The sequence below is a fragment of the Luteimicrobium album genome (assembly GCF_030161555.1).
Taxonomy (GTDB): domain Bacteria; phylum Actinomycetota; class Actinomycetes; order Actinomycetales; family Cellulomonadaceae; genus Luteimicrobium; species Luteimicrobium album.
Genome location: NZ_BSUK01000001.1, coordinates 1,394,900 through 1,415,083, shown reverse-complemented (window position 1 = coordinate 1,415,083; position 20,184 = coordinate 1,394,900). Strand labels below are relative to the sequence as shown.

Genomic DNA, 20,184 nt, shown 5'->3' with positions numbered 1-20,184 from the left:
GCGTCCGTGCAGGACGGCGGTGCCGTCACCGGTCGGCTGCTGCGGCTGGTCGTTCTCAGGGGTGTCGGTCACGGATTTCCTCTGTTCTCCTCGTGGGTCCCGGGCGCCTGCGGTGCGTCCTGTACATCAGCGGTCGGTCACCGCCGTCATCATGTACAGAACGACGCAGGTCAGATGTCCAGGAACCTCACGTCCTTCGCGTTGCGCTGGATGAAGCTGCGCCGCGACTCCACGTCCTCGCCCATGAGGACCGAGAAGACCTCGTCGGCCGCCGCTGCGTCGTCGAGCGTGACCTGGAGCAGCGTGCGGTGCTCGGGGTCCATCGTCGTCGTCCACAGCTCGGTGTAGTCCATCTCGCCGAGACCCTTGTAGCGCTGGATCCCGTTGTCCTTGGGGAGGCGCTTGTTGTGGGCCAGCCCGTCGGCCACCACGGCGTCACGCTCACGGTCGCTGTACACGTAGTCGTGGTCCGCGTTCGACCACTTGATGCGGTAGAGCGGCGGCTGCGCGAGGAACACGTGCCCGTTCTCGATCAGCGGCCGCATGTAGCGGAAGAGGAGCGTCAGCAGGAGCGTGCAGATGTGCTTGCCGTCGACGTCGGCGTCGGCCATGAGCACGATCTTGTGGTACCGGAGCTTGGCGAGGTCGAAGTCCTCGCCGATCCCGGTCCCGAACGCCGTGATGAGCGCCTGGACCTCCTGGTTCGACAGCGCCTTGTCGAGACGCGCACGCTCGACGTTGAGGATCTTGCCGCGGATCGGGAGGATCGCCTGGTTGTGCGGGTTCCGCCCCCGCACCGCGGAGCCGCCGGCCGAGTCACCCTCGACGATGAAGACCTCGCAGTCCTCGGGCCGGTTCGACTGGCAGTCCTTGAGCTTGCCGGGCATGCCGCCCGACTCGAGAAGACCCTTGCGTCGCGTGGCCTCGCGCGCCTTGCGCGCCGCGACACGGGCGGCCGAGGCCTGGATGGCCTTGCGGATGACGTCGCGCGCCTCGTTCGGGTGCGAATCGAGCCAGTCGCCGAGCTGCTCGTTCACGACGCGCTGCACGAACGTCTTGGCCTCGGTGTTGCCGAGCTTCGTCTTGGTCTGACCCTCGAACTGCGGCTCGCCCAGCTTGATCGAGAGGACGGCCGTCAGACCCTCGCGGATGTCGTCGCCCGTGAGGTTGTCGTCCTTCTCCTTGAGGATGCCCTTGTCCTTCGCGTACCGGTTGATCAGCGAGGTCAGCGCCGCGCGGAAGCCCTCCTCGTGCGTGCCGCCCTCGGTCGTCGTGATGGTGTTCGCGTAGGTGAAGACCGACTCCGAGTACGCCGTCGTCCACTGCATCGCGATCTCCACGGAGATGCGCTTGTCGGTGTCCTCGGCCTCGAAGTCGATGATCTCCGGGTTGACGAGCTCGACGCGCTTCGCGGCGTTGAGGTGCCGCACGTAGTCCGTCAGGCCGCCGTCGTAGCGGTAGCTCACCGTCATCGCGCCGCTCGGCGTCGTCGTCACGATGTCCGACGGCCCCTCGTCGGGAGTCCCGTCGCCCTCGCCCGACGACGCAGCACCCACGACCTCGTCCGCCAGGACGTCGTGGTGCTGCGTGCGCTCGTCGGTCAGCGTGATGCGCAGCCCCTTGTTGAGGAACGCCATCTGCTGGAAGCGGGCGCGCAGCGTCTCGAAGTCGTACTCGGTGGTCTCGAAGATCTCCGGGTCCGCCCAGAACGTCTGGGTGGTGCCGGTCTCGTCGCTCGCCTCACCGCGCTCGAGCCCGGTCACGGGCGTGCCGCCGTTCGCGAACTCCTGACGCCACACGTAGCCCTCGCGGCGGACCTCGGTGAGGACCCGCGTGGAGAGCGCGTTGACGACGGAGACGCCGACGCCGTGCAGGCCACCGGACACCGCGTAGCCGCTGCCGCCGAACTTGCCACCCGCGTGCAGGATCGTCATGACGACCTCGACCGTGGGCTTGCCCTGCGTCGGGTGCATGTCGACGGGGATGCCGCGGCCGTTGTCCGCGACCCGGACGCCGCCGTCGGGAAGGATCGTCACGTCGATGTGGTCCGCGTAGCCGGCCAGGGCCTCGTCGACCGAGTTGTCGACGACCTCGTACACCAGGTGGTGGAGGCCTCGCTCACCGGTCGAGCCGATGTACATGCCCGGCCGCTTGCGGACGGCCTCGAGACCCTCCAGCACGGTGATGGCGCTGGCGTCGTACGTGCCGCCCGGCGAACCACCTGTCGTCTCGGAACCTGGGTTACCGGTCGTATCCGTCACGTGCGACAACTCTCCCGTCATGAGTCGCGCGTGGTCGTCACCACCTGTCGTGCTCGTGACACTCGGGCCGGCCGATCACCAGCCCGATGTCGGCGGCGGAGGTGGTGACCCACGCGCGTCTGTACAGCACAGAGTCTACCTGGGAATCACTGGAGACGCCCGGAACCAGGCCCTTATCCACAGCGATCTCCACAACCTCCACGCGGCTCTCAACCCCAGGTGTCGCGCGCCCCACGGCCCTGCACGGACCGGCGTCCGCGGCGGAAGCTCGGGCCCCCGGACCCAGGACGCGCACCTGCTCCACGACCCCCTCGCCGACCTCCCGGGCGAGCGCCTCGAGCAGCCGCGGAACCAGGAGCTCGACCTGGGTCGCCCAGGCCGTCGAGTCGGCCCGCACGACGAGCACCTTGTCGTCGAACGACTCCGGGACGCAGTGCGCGGCGACCGCGTCGCCCACCACCTCGGGCCAGCGCCCGACGACGCCGCCCACGGACACACCCTCGACCCACCCGCGCGCCTTGAGCAGGTTCGCGAGCACGTCCGCCACGAGCTGGGGGTCCCGGCCGCCCGGGTTGTGCACCCGCTGCGGCCCGTCCGCGGTCAGCGGGCGACGGACGACGCCCGGGCGCAGTCCCTTCGCACGCGCAGCCTGCTTCGCACGGGCGAGTGCCTCGCGCGCGACCTCGTGCGCGGGAGTGAGGTCCGCCGCGACCTCGTGGACAGGGAGCGCGGGATCGCGGGCGGGCCGGTCGTCCGTGCCGTCGTCGCGGTCGTCGTCAGGGGACACGCGTCACCTCCCCGGCGTGCACGTCGAAGCGGGCGCCGACGAGCCGCTCCGGCACGTCGCTCGCGACGGCCGCCGTGATCAGGACCTGACGGGCGTCCGCGACCAGGTCGGCCAGCCGGTCCCGACGGCGGCTGTCGAGCTCGGCGAACACGTCGTCCAGGACGAGCACGGGCTCGCTGTCCTCCGCCCAGCCCGCGCCGAGCGGATCGGCCCACGGCGCGTCGTCGCCACCGCCCGGGCCCACGGGCAGCGTGGACGGCCCCACCGTGAGGAGCCGGTAGGACGCGAGCCGCAGCGCGAGCGCGAAGGACCAGGACTCGCCGTGGCTCGCGTACCCCTTCGCGGGCAGCTCGCCGAGCCGAAGCTCGACGTCGTCCCGATGGGGACCGACGAGGCACACGCCGCGCTCGAGCTCCTTGGGACGCAGCTCCGCCATCGCCGCCAGCAACGCGGCCTCCGCGTCGCCGGGGCTCGGGATCGTCGCGTCGTCGGGCAGCGGCACCGAGGGGCGGTACGTCGTCGTCGCAGCGCCCTGACCTGCGCTGACAGCCTCGTACGCGTCGCGGACGTACGGGGCGAGCGCGGCCACGAGCCGCGCGCGCAGCGCGACGATCTGACCACCCAGCGCGGCGAGCTTGGCGTCCCAGACATCGAGGGTCGAGAGCTCCGACGACGCGCGGCCGTCGTCCTCGGAGTCGGGTGGCGCGGGGCGCTCCGCCCCCGGGCACGACCACGCCCGAACCGCGCGGAACCGGCCGACTTCAGCAGGGCCGAGCGCTGCCGGACGGTGCGCTCGTAGTCCTGCAGCACACCCGCCATGCGCGGGACGAGGAGGACCGTGAGGTCGTCGAGGAACCGGCGGCGGCCGTCGGGGTCGCCCTTCACGAGCGCGAGGTCCTCGGGCGCGAACACGACCGTCCGCACGAGGCCCAGCACATCACGCGGGCGTGGGACCGGCGCCCGGTTGACCCGTGCCCGGTTCGCCTTGCCGGGGACGAGCTCGAGGTCGATCGTGCTCGCCCGGTCCCCCCGGACGACGCGGGCGCGCACGACCGCGCGGCTCGCCCCCGCGCGGATCAGCGCGGCATCCGTGGGAGCCCGGTGGCTGCGCAGCGTCGCGAGGTACCCGACGGCCTCGACGAGGTTCGTCTTGCCCTGCCCGTTGGGACCGACGAAGGCGTTGATCCCCGGTTCGAGCTCGAGGTCGACCGACGGGTACGACCGGAAGTCCGTCAGGGAGAGGTGGGAGACGTACATGGTGTGCTGCGTCGTCGTCGGGACAGGGGAGCGGACACCGCCTCCGCGGGCCGGACGCGAACGGTGAGCGCGCTGGTCACGAGCCCGCGGGCTTGACCGCATGGCCGCCGAACTGCTGCCGCAGCGCCGCCACGGCCTTGAGCGCGGGAGAGTCCGGCTGACGCGACGCGAACCGCGCGAACAAGGCCGCGGTGATCACGGGCAGCGGGACGGCGTTCTCGATGGCCTCGTCGACCGTCCAGCGGCCCTCGCCGGAGTCGTCCACCCAGTCGTCGATCGCGGCGAGCGCCGGGTCCTCGTCGAGAGCCTTGACCAGGAGGTCCAGCAACCACGAGCGGATCACCGTGCCGCGACTCCACGCCCGGAGCGTCCCCGGCACGTTCGTCACGATGTCCTTGGCCTCGAGCAGCTCGTAGCCCTCGGCATAGGCCTGCATGACCCCGTACTCGATGCCGTTGTGGACCATCTTCGCGTAGTGGCCGGCACCCACCTCGCCGGCGTGCACGAAACTCTCCTCACGCGGTCCCTCGGGCCGTAGCGCGTCGAACACCGGCAGCAGCGCCTCGACGTGGGCCGCGTCGCCGCCCGCCATGAGCGCGTATCCGTTCTCCAGCCCCCACACACCGCCCGAGACACCGACGTCGACGTAGCCGATCCCGTGCTCCGCGAGCGCGGCCGCATGGAGCTGGTCGTCCGTGTAGCGCGAGTTGCCGCCGTCGATCACGACGTCGCCGGGGAGAGGAGCTCCGCGAGCTCGTCGACGACGCCCTGGGTGATCGCACCCGCGGGGACCATTACCCAGACGGCACGGCCACCCTCGGGGAGCGCGGCGACGAGGTCCGCGAGCGAGGCGACGTCCGAGACGTCGGGGTCGCGGTCGTAGCCGGTGACGGTCAGGTCGGCCCGACGCAGCCGCTCGCGCATGCCGGCACCCATCCGGCCGAGGCCGACGAGACCGAGGTGACGGACGGGTTCCATGATCGCTCCGTTCCTGCTCGGCCGCGTCGGTCCGGGCGTGGTGACGATGGGGCTGAGGCCGTGCTGTTTCTCGCTGCCGCCTCGCGGTCAGCTCGCGAAGCGGATCGGGACGAGCAGGTAGCGATAGTCGGCGCGGGCGGCGCCGTCGAGCGAATCCTGCCCGGTGAACTCGACCGGCTTGTTCGGGTGCGTGAACCCGAAGCGCACGAAGTCTGCGCCGAGCGCACCCAGCCCGTCGAGGAGGAACTGGGGGTTGAAGGCCACCGAGATCTCCTCGCCCTCGAGCTTCGCCTCGAGCGCCTCGGACGCCTGCGCGTCGTCGCCCTGACCTGCGTCGAGGACCACCTGGCCGTCCGTGAACGACAGGCGGATCGCCGTGTTGCGCTCGGCGACGAGAGCCACGCGCTTGGCAGCGTCGATCAGCGGCTGGGTCGCGACGACCGCGTGGATCGGCGTCTCGTCGGGGAAGAGCCGGCGCACCGGCGGGTAGTCGCCGTCGACCAGCAGCGAGGTCGTCCTGCGGCCGCCGGCCTCGAAGCCGATGAGGTCGACGCCCTGCCCGGTCGAAAGAGCGACGTCCACGTCGCCCGACGCCCCGAGAGACTTCGCGACGTCAGAGAGCGTGCGGGCGCGGACGAGCGCGACCGTCGAGATGTCCGGCCACGCCGGCTTCCAGGTCAGCTCCTTGAGCGCGAGACGGTAGCGATCCGTCGCGAGCAGCGTCACCTTCTCGCCCTCGATCTCCACGCGGACACCCGTGAGGAGGGGAGCGTGTCGTCGCGGCTCGCCGCGACGCTGACCTGGGCGACCGCGTGGGTCAGGTCGTCGCCCGACACCGAACCGGAGGTCTCCGGCATCGAGGGGAGCGCGGGGTAGTCCTCGACCGGCATGGTGAGGAGCGTGAAGCGGCTCGCGCCGCAGGTCATGGTGATCTTGGAGCCCTCGAGGACCACGTCGACCGGCTTGTCCGGCAGCGCACGGGAAATCTCGGCCAGCAGCCGGCCGGAGACGAGAGCACGTCCCGGCTCGGAGACGTCCGCGGGTACCTGGGCGCGGGCGGACACCTCGTAGTCGAAGCTGGCCAGACCGAGGACACCGCTCGCGTCGGCGTCGAGGAGGACGCCGGCGAGCACCGGCGCCGGCGGCCGCGTGGGCAGCGTGCGCGCGGTCCACGTGACGGCTTCGGCGAGGACGTCACGCTCGACCCGGAACTTCATGCCACTCCCTCTTCGGTGCCTGCTCAGGACCCTCGCTGCACGGTGTTCGGCGCTGCGTCACGGATCCACGATTCTTGGAAGCACCCTACGCGACGGCGCCCACGCCGTCAGCCGAGTCGGAGCGTGTTCAGCCGTTCGCCACCACCGCTCGTTGTGACGGCGCGTGGCGGCCTCGGGGAGAGAACTTTCGTCGTCGTCATAGCCCTTGTGCAGTCTGTGGACGAAGGGTCTTGTCGCAGGTCAGAGGTTCTCCACCGGTGTGGACATCGTGGGGGATGGGATGTCGACAACTCGCGTGACGTGTGGACGGCGGGTCGGCGCCCACACGACGTCCACCGCAGACCGGCTGCGGTCCACAGGTCTACGGCGCGCCGTCCACACTCATCCACAGGCTTGTGCACAAGTGTGAACAACGCCGAAGCGGTCAAAACGTGCGTCAGCCGCGGTGCTGCTGCTTGATCCGGCTCGTGAGCTCCGTGACCTGGTTGTAGATCGACCGCCGCTCCGCCATCTGCTCGCTGATCTTCCGGTTCGCGTGCATCACGGTCGTGTGGTCGCGTCCCCCGAACTGCTGGCCGATCTTGGGCAGCGAGAGGTCGGTCAGCTCGCGGCACAGGTACATCGCGATCTGGCGCGCCGTCACGAGGACGCGCGAGCGTGAGCTGCCGCACAGGTCGTCGATCGTCAGGCCGAAGTAGGCCGCCGTCTGCGCGATGACGCTCGCGGCGGTGATCTCGCCGGCGTCGTCGTCGGTGATGAGGTCCTTGAGGACGATCTCCGCGAGGGACTGGTCGACCGGCTGGCGGTTCAGGTTCGCGAACGCCGTCACACGGATCAGGGCACCTTCGAGCTCGCGGATGTTCGTCGAGATCCGGCTGGCGATGTACTCGAGGACGTCGTCCGGGGCGTCGAGGCGCTCCTGCATCGCCTTCTTGCGGAGGATCGCGATCCGGGTCTCGAGGTCCGGGGGCTGGACGTCCGTGATGAGCCCCCACTCGAACCGTGAGCGCAGGCGGTCCTCGAAGCCGTTGAGCTGCTTCGGCGGCAGGTCGGACGTGATCACGACCTGCTTGTTCGCGTTGTGCAGGGCGTTGAACGTGTGGAAGAACTCCTCCATCGTCTGTTCCTTGCCCTGCAGGAACTGGATGTCGTCGATGAGGAGGACGTCCACGTCGCGGTAGCGGCGCTGGAACGCGCCCGCCTTGCCCTCGCCGATCGAGTTGATGAAGTCGTTCGTGAACTCCTCCGAGTTCACGTACCGGACCCGGACGTTGGGGTAGAGGCTCTGGGCGTAGTGGCCGATGGCGTGGAGCAGGTGCGTCTTGCCGAGGCCGGAGTCGCCGTAGATGAAGAGCGGGTTGTAGGCCTTCGCGGGAGCCTCGGCCACGGCTACGGCCGCGGCGTGGGCGAACCTGTTCGAGGCGCCGATGACGAACGTCTCGAACAGATACTTCGGGTTGAGCCGGCTGTTCTCACCGAGCGGGGTCGGCTCGGCGTGGCGGGGCGCGTGCTGGGCCCCTCGAGCGGAGCCCGGCGCCGCGGGCATGGCTTCCGGAAGGCCGGCCGTGGCCCCGAAGCCGACTGGCGTCGGTCCCTGGCCGGAGTCGTCCAGCGCCGTGCGCGGGCCTGTGGGCGAGGGCGAGGCGCCCGGTACCGGCCGGACGTAGACCGGAGCCACGGGGTCGGTGTCGTCGTCGGCGATCTGCAGGTCGGGGTCGACGGAGATCGCGAGCTTGGGCTCGTACCCGAGGACGCCGGCGAGCGCACCGACGAGGTCCGCACGAAGGTTCGTCTCGATGAAGGAACGGATCGGCTCGTCCGACACCTTCAGGAAGACCGTGTCGTCGATGTGCGCGAGCGGGGCCACCAGCCGGACGTAGCCGCGCTGCCGGGGCGTGACGTCGGGGTCGTTCTCGAGCTGGACGCGCGCCGCGGACCAGACCTCGGCGATGGTGGCTGGCTCGTTCGGCACGGGCGGGATCCTTCGGGACGACTGGAGGCGGGTGGGGCTGGTGGTGCTGTCGGCCGACGGAGCAGGACGCCCTTGTGCTGCCGTCGACGAGGGCCCCGGCTCGGGCTCGGAGGAGGGCGCACCGGACCGCTCGCGGGCCTGGCTCAGTCTGCCACGGAGGATCGCTGTCCACATAGTTGTCCACAGCTTGTGGGTAACGGAGAGACGTCGTTCACACCACGGTGGACGCAGGATGGACAATGCGCAAACGCTGGGACGGCAGCGGCGCGTGCGCCTCAGTCGACGCCCGGCCGACGTGCGGTGATGGGGATTCCCACAGGCTGTGTGGACAACGAGGCCCGACGGCGCAGCCGCTCGTCCCCAGGTGTGGAAATCTCGGCACGACCTGCCATCGAGGTCGCGAGGGCCGCCGTCGGCACGGATACGGGACGCGGGCCTATGTCGGTCCGTCGTGCAGGCCTTCCGCTCCGGGTTTGACCCTCGGCGGCGCGGTGACGTAGCGTTGGACAGCCGTTCTGGGCTTTCTCGGCGTGCCCGCGCACTTGCGTCGCGCGTGCCCCTGGTTGTGTGGCGAACACGACGCCAGTCCCGGAGCAACAGACGTGTACGACCGTGATCCCCGGCGTTGTCGGGGACGCACCTCCCGACGTTCTTGGAGAGCCCCCGTGAGCAAGCGCACCTTCCAGCCGAACAACCGCCGCCGTGCGAAGACCCACGGTTTCCGCCTGCGGATGCGGACCCGTGCCGGCCGCGCCATCCTTTCGGCTCGTCGCCGCAAGGGCCGCGCCGAGCTCTCCGCCTGAGCCCTCGACGGTGCTGCCCGCAGCGCACCGCCTCCGCCGCCCGCAGGAGTTCAGCGCGACGGTACGGACGGGGGTCCGCGCGGGACGGTCGACCTTGGTGGTCCATCTCGCCCCAGCAGGGGGCGGCGGGCCCGCCAAGGTCGGTTTCGTCGTATCCAAGGCAGTGGGGAACGCCGTGATCCGAAACCTCGTGAAGCGCCGACTCCGGGCCGCGTCGCTCCGGGACGTCGGCATGCTCCCAGCCGGCTCGTCGGTCGTGGTCCGCGCTCTGCCCGCGTCCGCCACCGCGAGCTTCGACGCACTCGCCGACGATCTCGGCGGTGCTCTCCGCTCGGCTCTCCGGAAGACGGCGCGATGAGCCGCGCCGCCCAGGCCGTGCGTCGCGCGCTCGTCGCTCCGATCCGTTGGTACCAGCGGTTCGTCTCACCGATGCGACCCGCGACATGCAAGTACTACCCCTCGTGCTCGAGCTACGCGGTCACCGCGGTCGAGCGCCACGGGATCCTCAAGGGCCTCGTGCTGGCTGCCTGGCGACTGCTGCGTTGCAACCCCTGGAGCAAGGGTGGGGTCGACGACGTCCCACCGCTCGGGGAGTGGCGCTCGCCGACCCTCCACGAGGGTCAGCACACCGACCACCACCGCCTGTCCGGCACTGCGGTCTGATGCCGCGCCACGGGACCCCCGAACCAGGGAGCACTGACACATGTTCGACACGATCCTCGGGCCCATCGAATGGGCCGTCGCATGGATCATGTACGCCTGCCACTGGGTGCTGACCCACGTCGGTTTTTCCGAAGGGCCCAGCTTTGCGTGGGTTCTGTCGATCGTCGGCCTGGTCATCGTCATCCGGATCATCCTGATCCCGCTGTTCTTCCGGCAGATCAGGGCGTCGCGTGGCATGCAGATGATGCAGCCCGAGCTCCAGGCGATCCAGAAGAAGTACAAGGGCAAGAGCGACCCGGCCTCCCGTGAGGCGCTCTCTCGCGAGACCATGGCGCTGTACCGGAAGCACGGGACCAACCCGTTCGCGTCCTGCCTCCCGATCCTGCTGCAGTCGCCGATCTTCTTCGCGCTGTTCCGTGTGCTCAACCACCTGCCGGACATCGCTGACGGCAAGCGTGGTGCCATCGGTCCCATCAACGCGTCCGTCGCCCACGACATCGAGACGTCGCAGATCTTCGGCGCGCAGCTCTCGGACGTGTTCAAGAGTGCCGAGGGCACCAACGCCAAGGTCGCCGCGGCCATCCTCATCGTCGCGATGTGCGCCACGACGTTCTTCACGCAGCGCCAGCTCACCATGAAGAACATGCCGAAGGCGGCGCTCCAGGGCCCGATGGCACAGACCCAAAAGCTCATGCTCTGGGGCTACCCGGTGGTCTTCGCGATCTCGGGCATCAACTTCCCGATCGGTGTCCTCGTCTACTGGACCACGACGAACCTCTGGTCGATGGGTCAGCAGTTCTACACGATCAAGCGGATGCCCGCCCCCGGGTCCGAGGCGGAGCGCATCTACAAGGAGAAGAAGGCCGCTCGGGACCGCGCGAAGGGCATCATCCCGGAGGAGCCTCTGATCATCGAGGCCCCCGCGGCCAGCGTCAGCAGCCCAAGCGCAAGGACAGGAACAAGGGTCCGGTGAAGCCTGCTGCAGCTGGCGGCGCGAGCGGCGATGCTGTGGCCGAGAACCCGCCGGCTCGCTCGGAGCCGACGACTCAGCCGGAGGCTTCCGCACCGAAGGGTGCGACGAGCGGGAAGACGGGCGGAGAGCAGGGCGGCGGTCGGGGTGCGGGTGCAGCCGCGAGCGGCTCCCAGAAGCGTCCGGCCGGCCCCGGCTCCGGCAAGAAACGCAAGAAGCGGTAGCGGTCCGCGCTCGTCAGCCCCACCAGACAGAGGTCCGCCTGCGCAGTGTCGCGCGGCGACCGCCCGCTTGAACCGAAGGAGAAACCCATGACGTCGTCCGAGACGCAGCCGGTTGCGCCGAGCCCGACCAAGCGACTCGAGGACGAGGGCGAGATCGCCGCCGACTACCTCGAGGAGCTCCTCGACATCGCCGACCTCGACGGCGACATCGAGATCGACGTGGAGAACGATCGCGCGGCCGTGGAGATCGTGGCCGAGGCGCCGGGCGCCCTCAAGCACCTCGCCGGCTCCCACGGCGAAGTGCTCGAAGCCCTCCAGGAGCTCACGCGGCTCGCGGTGCAGACCCGGACGGGCGAGCGCAGCCGTCTCATGCTGGATGTCGCGGGCTACCGTGCGGCTCGGCGTGCCGAGCTGGTCACGCTCGCCGAGTCGGCGATCGCGGCGGTCCGCGAGAGCGGTCAGGAGGTCGCGCTCGACCCGCTCAACGCGTTCGAGCGCAAGGTCGTGCACGACCAGGTGGCTGCGGCCGGGCTGTCGAGCGACTCTCGAGGCGTCGAGCCGGAGCGGTACGTGGTGGTCCTCCCCGCCTGACCCCGCCTGAGTGACACCTCGAAGGGGCGTCGAGCCGGTCGGCTCGACGCCCCATTGCTCTCTCGGCTTGGCGCCTCGGTGCGAACTCTCGTCGCGCGCGGTGTCGGTGGAGCGTGTGCCGCGAGACTGCTGAGCGGTGCCCGCGGATGCTCTCGGTCACACCGCGTGCCCGGGTCGGTCGCTCCGACGAGGAGCTCGGTTCCTCGCGCGCTGTTCGGCCCTCTCGGTCGGCGTGTTCCACGTGAAACATGGCGACCGGGTTGCTTGTTCGACGCCGACGCCGACGCCGACGCCGACGCCGACGCCGACGCCGACGCCGACGCTTACCGTCGAGCTGTGCGGCTTCGTCCGGATCCGGTGCGCCGACGGATCTGGCGCGCCACGTCGGAGGCGGAGCCGGACGTTGAGGAGACCGGGAGAAGTGGACCGTTGGCCTTGGGTCGACATGGATGCGGATACGCGGTTGGCCGGACGGCGCTGGCGGGGTGCAAGGCTGCGCGCAGAACGGTGCCGGGCCATTTCACGCCCGGATCTCGGGCCTCGATAGGCCACCGATGCGATTCCGATTCGCGCCCATGACAGTGCACCACGGCGGTCGAGCGGGCGAGCGGGCGCTGGACGTCGAGCTTCGAGCGAGACGATCGTCGTCGACGGCCTGGCCTCTGCTGTGCGTTGTCCCGGCAGCGGGACGGCGGTGTGGACGTTGTCGGTTCTCGCGTTGATGTCGTGCACCGGAGCCCAGCAAGGGCCGGGTCGCATGGTGAGGCAGGCATCAGCACCTCGGCGAGATGGTTTCACGTGAAACAGGGACGCGGTCGATCGCTCGGCCGCGCGGACCTCCGGACCTCCGGACCTCCGGACCTCCGAACCTCGCACTGCTGCGCTGCGGGTGTTGGTCTCGCGGCGCCGGACCACGCGTTCATAGGGTTGAGCGATGGGCTCCGCCGTGGTCCAACCTGTCGCGGCACGGGACGTGGGGCGCCTCGTGCGACGAGTTGATCGTGGCGCGATCAGGCAGGCCGCTGACGCGCGCGGCGTGTACCGGGATGCAGTGAGCCGGAGGAGTGCACGTGAGGGGCGTGGAGGCGTCACGAGAGGCTGACCCGGTCCGGGACGTTGGCCATGACGAGAGTTCCTCGGGCGGAGATCCCGCGCCAGGCGATGGCTCGCCGACCGGGGCGAACGGCCCCCGGTCGGAAGCAGGGAGCTTTCGCGAGAGCGCAGGTGACTGTCGCCGGAGCTGCCCGGCCGCTGGGAGCACGAAGCCGTTAGAGCCGGTCGGTCGCAGCGGTCGGGAGCAATTCCGTGGTTCGACGGAGTCGCCTGGACTTCGTCACCCTGATGCAGGCGTGGCAGTGATGGCGACAACACCTGGAAGCTCGGCAGCGGAACAGAATCGACCGCCCGCTGCGGGTGCCGAGCTCGTTGATCGAGGGTGTTTCACGTGAAACAGCATCGGGACGTCCGGCCGTGTCGCTCCGCACTCCCATCCAGCAAGTTCCACAGTCGCTCGACGCTCGACTGCTCGGCGTACCTCAGCAGAACGCGGTGAGCACACGGCGGCGGGGCGGTTCTCCAGGCCGCCCCGACCATGACCGCTGCCTGGGCTTTCGGGGATGTCGGCGGCACCACGCCGTCCGCGGGCGGCGCGAGTACCGGAGCGCGTCCCGTGCCTCTGGGGAGGGTGTCGGCACCGGTTTCGAGCCCCCGCCCGAAGAGAGGGAGGGTGCCTGATGTCAGCGAGGAAGGTAGCGTCGCGCCAGCCGTAGCTCGATCGATCACCCGTGTCTCGATGGTCAGGCATGGCAGCCGGTGACAGTCGGCCGCGCGGGTGCGGGGAGGGGTCCCGGTAGGGAATGATGGGCCGGTGAACTCGCAACCGCACGATGGAGCTCAGGCGTTCGAGGCGCCCCCGGTACAGGACGGTGGTCCCGGAGCGGATGAGCTCTCGTCCGAGGGTCCCGACGACGTTTCACGTGAAACCGCCGCCCGTGACGCCGCGCTGGCTTACTTCGGACAGGCCTTTGCGAAGGTGGAGCTCTTTGCCAACCGGCTCGCCAGCGACGGCGAGGAGCGCGGCCTGATCGGGCCGCGTGAGGTCGACAGGATCTGGTCGCGACACATCTACAACTCGGCCGCTGTGGTGCCCTATCTGCCGACAACGGGCAGCGTCGCCGACCTCGGCTCAGGTGCAGGTCTCCCAGGCATCGTCATTGCGGCGATGCTGCCCTCGGTCCAGGTCATGCTGATCGAGCCCATGGAACGCCGCTGTACCTGGCTGGGGGAGATGTCCGACGCGTTGGAGCTGTCGAACGTCGAGGTCAAGCGGGGGCGCGCGGAGGAGTTCCACGGCGCCTTCGAGGTCGACGCGGTGACGGCCCGGGCTGTCGCGTCCCTCGACAAGCTGGCGCGGATCGGCCTGCCACTCCTCCGTGAGGACGGCGAGCTCGTGCTGCTCAAGGGCCGGAACGTCGAGCGCGAGGTTCCGGCGGCGCGCAAGGTGCTTCGTCGTCTCGGAGCAGGCGATCCGACGATTCTTCGTGCGGCGACGATTCCTGTCGTGGAGGACACGGTCGTGGTGCGCGTGCCTCGCCGAGGATCCGCGCGATGACCTGTAGCGTCAGCCGAGAACTTCTCAGTAGCGATGCCAGACGACAAGGACGGTGACAGCGGGATGCCACGGGGTGGATCGGGCGGCTGGTTCTCACGATTCTCACGGCACAATGCTTCCGATTCCACGAACCGCGAAGACCGCGCGCCTTCGGACGGCCTCGCGACGGTGGCGTCGCACGACGACGGACTCGGAGCGTCGCCAGGCGACTCCGCAGTTTCACGTGAAACACCGTCGGACACTCCGACGGTCCTGATGCCGATCGTGGCGCCACCCGCCACCCTGACCGCCGATCCGCCGCAGGCGCTCGAGGAAGGGGGCGCGGTCGAGGATCCCGAGGCGCCCCATGCCCAGGCAAGGCGGAACGATGTCGCGGAGGACGGGGACAGCCGGCCTCGCACGAGGTCCGCGACGCCCGATCACGACGGCGGGCCAAGCACATCGGTCGAAGCGAAGCCTGTGGAAGCAGCTCCGACGGACACAAGCGACAATCCACAGATGGTTGTGGATATCGACGTGGACGCGAGCGAAGAACCGCAGAATCCTGCGGGTGAGGATGGATCTGTGGCTGGGGACAACAGCAACGTGCCTGGGATGTTGGACCCCGTGCTCCCGTTGCCGACCGCTCATGACACGCGCGCCGAGCTGCTCGCCGCGATGCCAGAGATCGACGACTCGACACCCCTGGCGGCGGAGCTGGCGCGGGACGTGAGGCGTCGGATCGAGCTCGAGGGCCGGACCTTGGCGCGTCCCGACCGGACCCGGGTCATCACGGTGGCCAACCAGAAGGGGGCGTAGGCAAGACGACGACGACGGTCAACCTTGCCGCTGCGCTGGCGAGGTCGGGCCTCCAGGTACTCGTCATCGACAACGATCCCCAGGGCAACGCATCGACCGCGCTCGGCGTCGACCACCGCGCTGGAACGCCGTCGATCTACGAGGTTCTGATCGAGGACGCGCCGATCGCCGAGGTCGTGCAGCAGTGCCCCGATATCGAATCGCTGTGGTGCGTGCCCGCAACGATCGATCTCTCCGGGGCCGAGATCGAGCTCGTGTCCGTCGTTTCACGTGAAACACGGCTCCGGCGTGCCCTCGATGCCTACATGGCGGAGCTCGAGCGCGAGGAAAGCCTCCGCTCGACTACATCTTCGTCGACTGCCCCCGAGCCTGGGACTGCTCACCGTGAACGCCTTCGTCGTGGGCAGGGAAGTGCTGATCCCGATCCAGTGCGAGTACTACGCGCTGGAGGGCCTCACGCAGCTGCTCAAGACGATCGGGCTGATCCAGTCGCATCTCAATCCGGAGCTGCACGTCTCGACGATCCTGCTGACGATGTACGACGCGCGCACCAATCTCGCGCAACAGGTGGCGAGCGAGGTTCGGCAGCACTTCGCGGCGCAGACGCTTCGCACGACGGTTCCGCGATCGGTGCGGATCTCGGAGGCGCCCAGCTACGGGCAGACCGTCGTGACGTACGACCCGAGCTCGTCGGGCGCCCTCGCGTACCTGGAGGCGGCGCGCGAACTTTCAGAACGTGGTCCGGTGACGGCCGGCGCGGATCGCGCTGTCCAGGAAGAGCAGGTGAGCTGAGATGAAGGAACGTCGGCGTGGCCTCGGACGTGGTCTGGGCGCCTTGATCCCCACGAGTTCCGAGGGGGAGCGGCCGGTGGACGTCTTCTTCCCCGCTGCCGCGTCAACGGGCGGAATACGCGAGGCAGGCGTCGCGACCATCGACCGGCCAGAGGACGCGTCCGCGGCTGACGAGGAGGTCGCCGACGTTTCACGTGAAACCAACGCGGCTACCGACGCGCCGGGCCTCGATGTCGAGACCGCGTCCGGTGCGACCGGAACAGCGGAAGCGGAGTCGTCACGTGCGCCCCTGGGGGACGTCGAGGCGGTGGACCCGGGCGGCAGGTCCGGCGCATCGGCGCCAAAGCCCGAGGTGTCGCCCGAGTCGACGAACCAGGAGAGCGCTGCGGACGCGACGGCGAGTGACGGGCGCGGCGTGGACGCCGATCCGGAGGCGCTGGCCGCCACAGAGACCGGCGACGCCTCGCGGTCAGATGTCGTCTCGGCGACTGAGGACGCTGCCCCGCATGCTGTGGCGGAAAGCGCCGGGGAAGGCGACGGCGACCGCGCCGAGGCGACCGCTGAAGAGCCGGGTACGGACGAGGCACAGAGCGGCGCCTCGCACGACGACGCGAGCCAGGGTTCGAATCCTGACGTGGGCACGGCAGAGGACGCGGGCACGGCAGAGGGAATCTCGACGACGTCGGGCGGTGTGACGGCTCCGGTCGCCGACGGACAGGACGGTCTCGTCCCCGTCCCGGGCGCGTCCTTTGCGGAGCTCCCCGTCAACAGCATCCGGCCCAACCCGCGTCAGCCCAGGACGGTCTTCGACGAGGGTGAGCTGGACGAGCTCGTCGGCTCCATCAAGGAGATCGGTGTCCTCCAGCCGGTCGTCGTGCGTCCCGCACCCGATGAGGCTGGACAGTACGAGCTCATCATGGGGGAGCGGCGGTGGCGTGCCACCCAGGCCGCCGGCCTCGACGTCATCCCCGCGATCGTCCGTGTCACCGACGACGAGGACCTCCTGCGGGACGCGCTGCTCGAGAACCTCCACCGCTCGGCGCTGAACCCCCTCGAGGAGGCTGCCGCCTATCGCCAGCTCCTCGACGACTTCGGCTGCACCCACGACGAGCTCGCACTGCGGATCTCCCGGTCTCGCCCGCAGATCTCGAACACGCTGCGGCTCCTCCGACTGCCTCCGCTCGTCCAGCGCCGCGTCGCCGCGGGGGTGCTGTCGGCGGGCCACGCCCGTGCACTGCTGGGGCTCTCGGACGGCGCAGCGATCGAGCGGCTCGCGCAGCGGATCGTGTCCGAGGGGCTGTCGGTCCGGGCGACCGAGGAGATCGTGGCGCTCGGGGTCGGCGACGAGAAGGCGCCTCAGCACCGGCCCCGGGCCGGCCAGCGGAGCGAAGCGGTCGACGAGCTGGCCTCTCGCCTCTCCGACCGGTTCGAGACGCGGGTCCGGGTCGACCTCGGGAAGTCGAAGGGGAAGGTCACGATCGAGTTCGCATCGGTCGAGGACCTCAACCGGATCCTCGACGTCATGGCGCCGGAGGACCCGGGCCTCCTGCGCCGCTGAGCTCCGAGCCCGGCCAGGAGAGCATGAGGGCGCCCGTCGACGGACGGGCGCCCTCACGTCGTTCGAGGTGGCGGGCAGGATCGGCGAACCGAGGGAGTGGGCCCCGGAGCCGTCCCGTCACACGGTGCGGGCGGCGCGCTCGACGACGTCGCGATAGACGCCTGCGAGCGTGGTTCCCGAGGCCAGCACGGCCTGCGGGAAGAGCGACGTCTCCGTCATGCCGGGTGCGACGTTCGTCTCGAGGAAGTGCGGCACGCCGTCGTCGTCGACGATGAGGTCGACACGACCCAGGTGGCGCAGCCCCAGGGCGCGGAAGGCCGTCACGGCCGCTGTCGCGACGCGCTCGGTGACGTCGCCGTCCAGCCGTGCGGGGGCGAAGTACTGGCTCCGCCCGGGGTTGTACCGGGCGTCGTAGTCGTACGGTCCGTCGGTGACGATCTCGACGGCGGGGAGGGCGGTGGGGCCGGCCTCGGTCTCGACGATGCTGACGGCGACCTCGGTGCCGACGATCGCGCGCTCGACGAGCGCCGTGTCGCCGTAGGCGTACGACGCGACGAGCGCGCGGGCGAGGTCACCCGGACGATCGACGATGCTGACACCGAGGGCGGAGCCTCCGCGCGACGGCTTGACGACCAGAGGCACACCGATGCGGTCGACGATGGCGTCCATCACGGACCCGGCGCCGAGCTCACGGAAGAGGTCCTGCTGCAGGGTGACGGAGTCCGGGGTTGCGATGCCCGCCGCGGCGACGACCCCCTTCGCGATCTCCTTGTTCCAGGCGACCCGGCTGCTGCGGGGACCGGTCCCGACGTACGGGAGGCGGAGCAGCTCGAGGATCTCGCGGACGGATCCGTCCTCGCCGGTCGCGCCGTGGAGCAGCGGCCAGACGACGTCCGGCCGGAGCTCCTGGAGGGTGGGGACGAGGTCGGCGTCGACGTCGTGAACGACGACGTCGACGCCGGTGCTCCGCAGCGCGTCGGCCACGCGCCTGCCGGAGCGGACCGAGACGTCACGCTCGTGCGAGAGCCCGCCGGCGAGGACGACGACGCGGAGGTCGTTCGAGGTGCGGCTGCTGCTGGGCGGTGTCACGTGAGGCCTCCGGGTCGCGGCGTGCTGAGAAGGGTGAACGGGCGGCACCCCGTGCCCTACGGGCCGTCGGGGACGAATCGGACCTGCCTGTCACGCAGGGCGCCCGACGGCACGAGAGCCGGCCAGGTGTCGAGCGGCACGGGGCGTCCCGACGGTGCGGCGGTCAGGCGAGGTCGGGACCGGGTGCCTCGACGTCCTCCGGGGAGGACCGACGGCTCTGCGACGCCGGGGAGTCTGCGGTGCCCGTGCCGAAGATCGTCGCGAGGTCAAGCTCGTTCGAGACGACGCCGGCGAGCCGCCGGACACCCTCGCGGATCTGCTCGGGCGTGGGGTAGCAGAACGACAGGCGCATGTGGTCGGCGCCCGACCCGTCGGCGTAGAACGCGGTCCCGGGGACGTAGGCGACGCGCGCGGTCACGGCGCGGGGCAGCATGGCCTTCGCATCGAGGCCCTCGGGCAGTCGCACCCAGGTGTAGAAGCCGCCCGCCGGCACGGTCCAGGACGCCGACGGGAGGTGCTCGGCGAGCGCGCCGACCATCGCGTCGCGACGCTCGCGGTAGAGTTCGCGGAACTGCTTGACCTGACCCTGCCAGTCGCACGTCGCCAGGTAGGTCGAGATAGCCATCTGCGACGCGTTGGACGGGCACAGGATCGCGGCCTCGGAGGCGAGGACGAGCTTCTCCCGCACGGCGTGCGGCGCGACGGCCCAGCCGACCCGGTACCCGGGGGCGAAGGTCTTGGAGAACGACCCGAGGTAGACGACGCCGTCGGGGTGGTACGACTGCAGCGCGGGGAGGGTCTCGCCGTCGAACCCGAGGAGCCCGTACGGGTTGTCCTCGAGCACGAGGACGCCGTGGCGCTGGGCGATCTCGACGATCCTGGGCCGACGCTCGAGCGAGATCGAGACGCCGCCCGGGTTGTGGAAGTTCGGGATGAGATAGAGCAGCTTGACCGTCTTGCCCGCGGTCTCGAGGCGGGTGAGCGTCTCCTCGAGGATCTCCGGGACGATGCCGTGCTCGTCGATGGGCGAGTGCACGACCTCGGCCTGGTAGGAGCGGAAGACGCCGAGCGCCCCGACGTACGACGGCGCCTCGGCCACGACGACGTCGCCCGGGTCCACGAAGATCCGGGTCACGAGGTCGAGCGCCTGCTGCGACCCCGTGGTGACGACGACGTCGTCGGGGTGCGCCGCGACGCCCTCGAGGCGCATGACCTCGATGATCTGCTCACGTAGGGTCTCGTCGCCCTGGCCGCTGCCGTACTGGAGGGCGGTCGCCCCGCGGGTGGCGACGAGCTCCGCGACGGACGCGGCGATCGTGTCGAGCGGCAGCCCCTTGAGGTAGGGCATGCCCCCGGCGAGGGAGACGACCTCGGGGCGGTTGGCGACGGCGAACAGGGCGCGGATCTCGGAGGCACGCATACCGTGCGCCCGGTCCGCGTAGGAGCCGAACCACGGGTCGAGGCGCGTGCCCGCGGGTGCTGCCCCGGAACCTGCCGCTGCCGCGCGCGCCGCTGCCGCGGCGGAAGCCGTGGTCGGGGACGTCGCGGGCTGGGGGCTCAGGTTCTCGGTCACGTTGCCCAGTGTCGCACGCGTGTCGTGACGAGAACGTGAA

13 protein-coding genes and 4 pseudogenes are annotated in these 20,184 nt (G+C 70.2%); 8 read left to right on the top strand and 9 right to left on the bottom strand.

Annotated features, from left to right (window positions below; translation table 11 throughout):
• Window positions 1-170: 170 nt before the first annotated feature.
• The 7 genes and pseudogenes from gyrB to dnaA form a co-directional block, all read right to left on the bottom strand.
• Entirely contained in the window at window positions 171-2,282 is a 2,112-nt protein-coding gene (gyrB, locus tag QQK45_RS07200) for a DNA topoisomerase (ATP-hydrolyzing) subunit B (protein WP_284292673.1), read from the bottom strand.
• A 16-nt stretch (window positions 2,283-2,298) separates the two neighbouring features.
• Window positions 2,299-3,048 (bottom strand): DciA family protein, encoded by a 750-nt coding sequence (locus tag QQK45_RS22000; RefSeq protein ID WP_348525170.1) that lies wholly within the window; start codon window positions 3,046-3,048, stop codon window positions 2,299-2,301.
• Entirely contained in the window at window positions 3,038-3,637 is a 600-nt protein-coding gene (locus tag QQK45_RS21995; RefSeq protein ID WP_348525382.1) for a DNA replication/repair protein RecF, read from the bottom strand. The genes QQK45_RS22000 and QQK45_RS21995 overlap by 11 nt, the downstream gene beginning before the upstream one ends.
• 503 nt (window positions 3,638-4,140) lie before the next feature.
• Window positions 4,141-4,305 (bottom strand): annotated as a pseudogene (locus QQK45_RS23055) (AAA family ATPase); the annotation flags it as partial.
• A gap of 76 nt (window positions 4,306-4,381) precedes the next feature.
• Window positions 4,382-5,283 (bottom strand): annotated as a pseudogene (gene gnd / locus QQK45_RS07185) (phosphogluconate dehydrogenase (NAD(+)-dependent, decarboxylating)).
• Between the two features lie 87 nt (window positions 5,284-5,370).
• Window positions 5,371-6,500, bottom strand: a pseudogene (gene dnaN, locus QQK45_RS07180) (DNA polymerase III subunit beta).
• Between the two features lie 436 nt (window positions 6,501-6,936).
• Window positions 6,937-8,472, bottom strand: coding sequence for a chromosomal replication initiator protein DnaA (gene dnaA, locus QQK45_RS07175; protein ID WP_284292672.1), 1,536 nt, complete (start codon window positions 8,470-8,472; stop codon window positions 6,937-6,939).
• 665 nt (window positions 8,473-9,137) lie between these two features.
• On the opposite strand from dnaA, the gene rpmH reads away from it, so the two are divergent.
• The 8 genes and pseudogenes from rpmH to QQK45_RS07135 all read left to right on the top strand — a co-directional run bounded on the left by rpmH (window position 9,138) and on the right by QQK45_RS07135 (window position 17,482).
• The gene (gene rpmH / locus QQK45_RS07170; RefSeq protein WP_036955291.1) at window positions 9,138-9,275 is read left to right on the top strand and encodes a 50S ribosomal protein L34; all 138 of its coding nucleotides are present in this window, start codon (window positions 9,138-9,140) and stop codon (window positions 9,273-9,275) included.
• A complete protein-coding gene (gene rnpA / locus QQK45_RS07165; RefSeq protein WP_348525169.1) occupies window positions 9,214-9,633 on the top strand; it encodes a ribonuclease P protein component in 420 nt (139 codons plus the stop codon). Before rpmH ends, rnpA begins: the two co-directional genes overlap by 62 nt.
• Window positions 9,630-9,938, top strand: a complete 309-nt coding sequence (yidD, locus tag QQK45_RS07160) for a membrane protein insertion efficiency factor YidD (RefSeq protein ID WP_284292670.1) — start codon at window positions 9,630-9,632, stop codon at window positions 9,936-9,938. The genes rnpA and yidD overlap by 4 nt, the downstream gene beginning before the upstream one ends.
• 40 nt (window positions 9,939-9,978) lie before the next feature.
• The gene (yidC, locus tag QQK45_RS07155) at window positions 9,979-10,911 is read left to right on the top strand and encodes a membrane protein insertase YidC (RefSeq protein ID WP_348525168.1); all 933 of its coding nucleotides are present in this window, start codon (window positions 9,979-9,981) and stop codon (window positions 10,909-10,911) included.
• Window positions 10,912-11,219: 308 nt separating this feature from the next.
• The gene (locus QQK45_RS07150; protein WP_284292669.1) at window positions 11,220-11,723 is read left to right on the top strand and encodes a Jag family protein; all 504 of its coding nucleotides are present in this window, start codon (window positions 11,220-11,222) and stop codon (window positions 11,721-11,723) included.
• A 1,867-nt stretch (window positions 11,724-13,590) separates the two neighbouring features.
• Window positions 13,591-14,334, top strand: coding sequence for a 16S rRNA (guanine(527)-N(7))-methyltransferase RsmG (gene rsmG, locus QQK45_RS07145; protein ID WP_348525167.1), 744 nt, complete (start codon window positions 13,591-13,593; stop codon window positions 14,332-14,334).
• Between the two features lie 657 nt (window positions 14,335-14,991).
• A pseudogene (locus tag QQK45_RS07140) lies at window positions 14,992-15,924 on the top strand (ParA family protein).
• A 352-nt stretch (window positions 15,925-16,276) separates the two neighbouring features.
• Entirely contained in the window at window positions 16,277-17,482 is a 1,206-nt protein-coding gene (locus QQK45_RS07135; protein ID WP_431310323.1) for a ParB/RepB/Spo0J family partition protein, read from the top strand.
• A 117-nt stretch (window positions 17,483-17,599) separates the two neighbouring features.
• On the opposite strand, the gene QQK45_RS07130 is transcribed toward QQK45_RS07135, so the two are convergent.
• Together QQK45_RS07130 and QQK45_RS07125 are read right to left on the bottom strand one after the other, a co-directional pair.
• Window positions 17,600-18,571: a D-alanine--D-alanine ligase family protein gene (locus QQK45_RS07130; RefSeq protein ID WP_284292667.1), complete on the bottom strand. Its 972-nt coding sequence runs from the start codon at window positions 18,569-18,571 to the stop codon at window positions 17,600-17,602.
• 163 nt (window positions 18,572-18,734) lie between these two features.
• Window positions 18,735-20,144: an aminotransferase-like domain-containing protein gene (locus tag QQK45_RS07125; protein WP_348525166.1), complete on the bottom strand. Its 1,410-nt coding sequence runs from the start codon at window positions 20,142-20,144 to the stop codon at window positions 18,735-18,737.
• Window positions 20,145-20,184 lie beyond the last annotated feature (40 nt).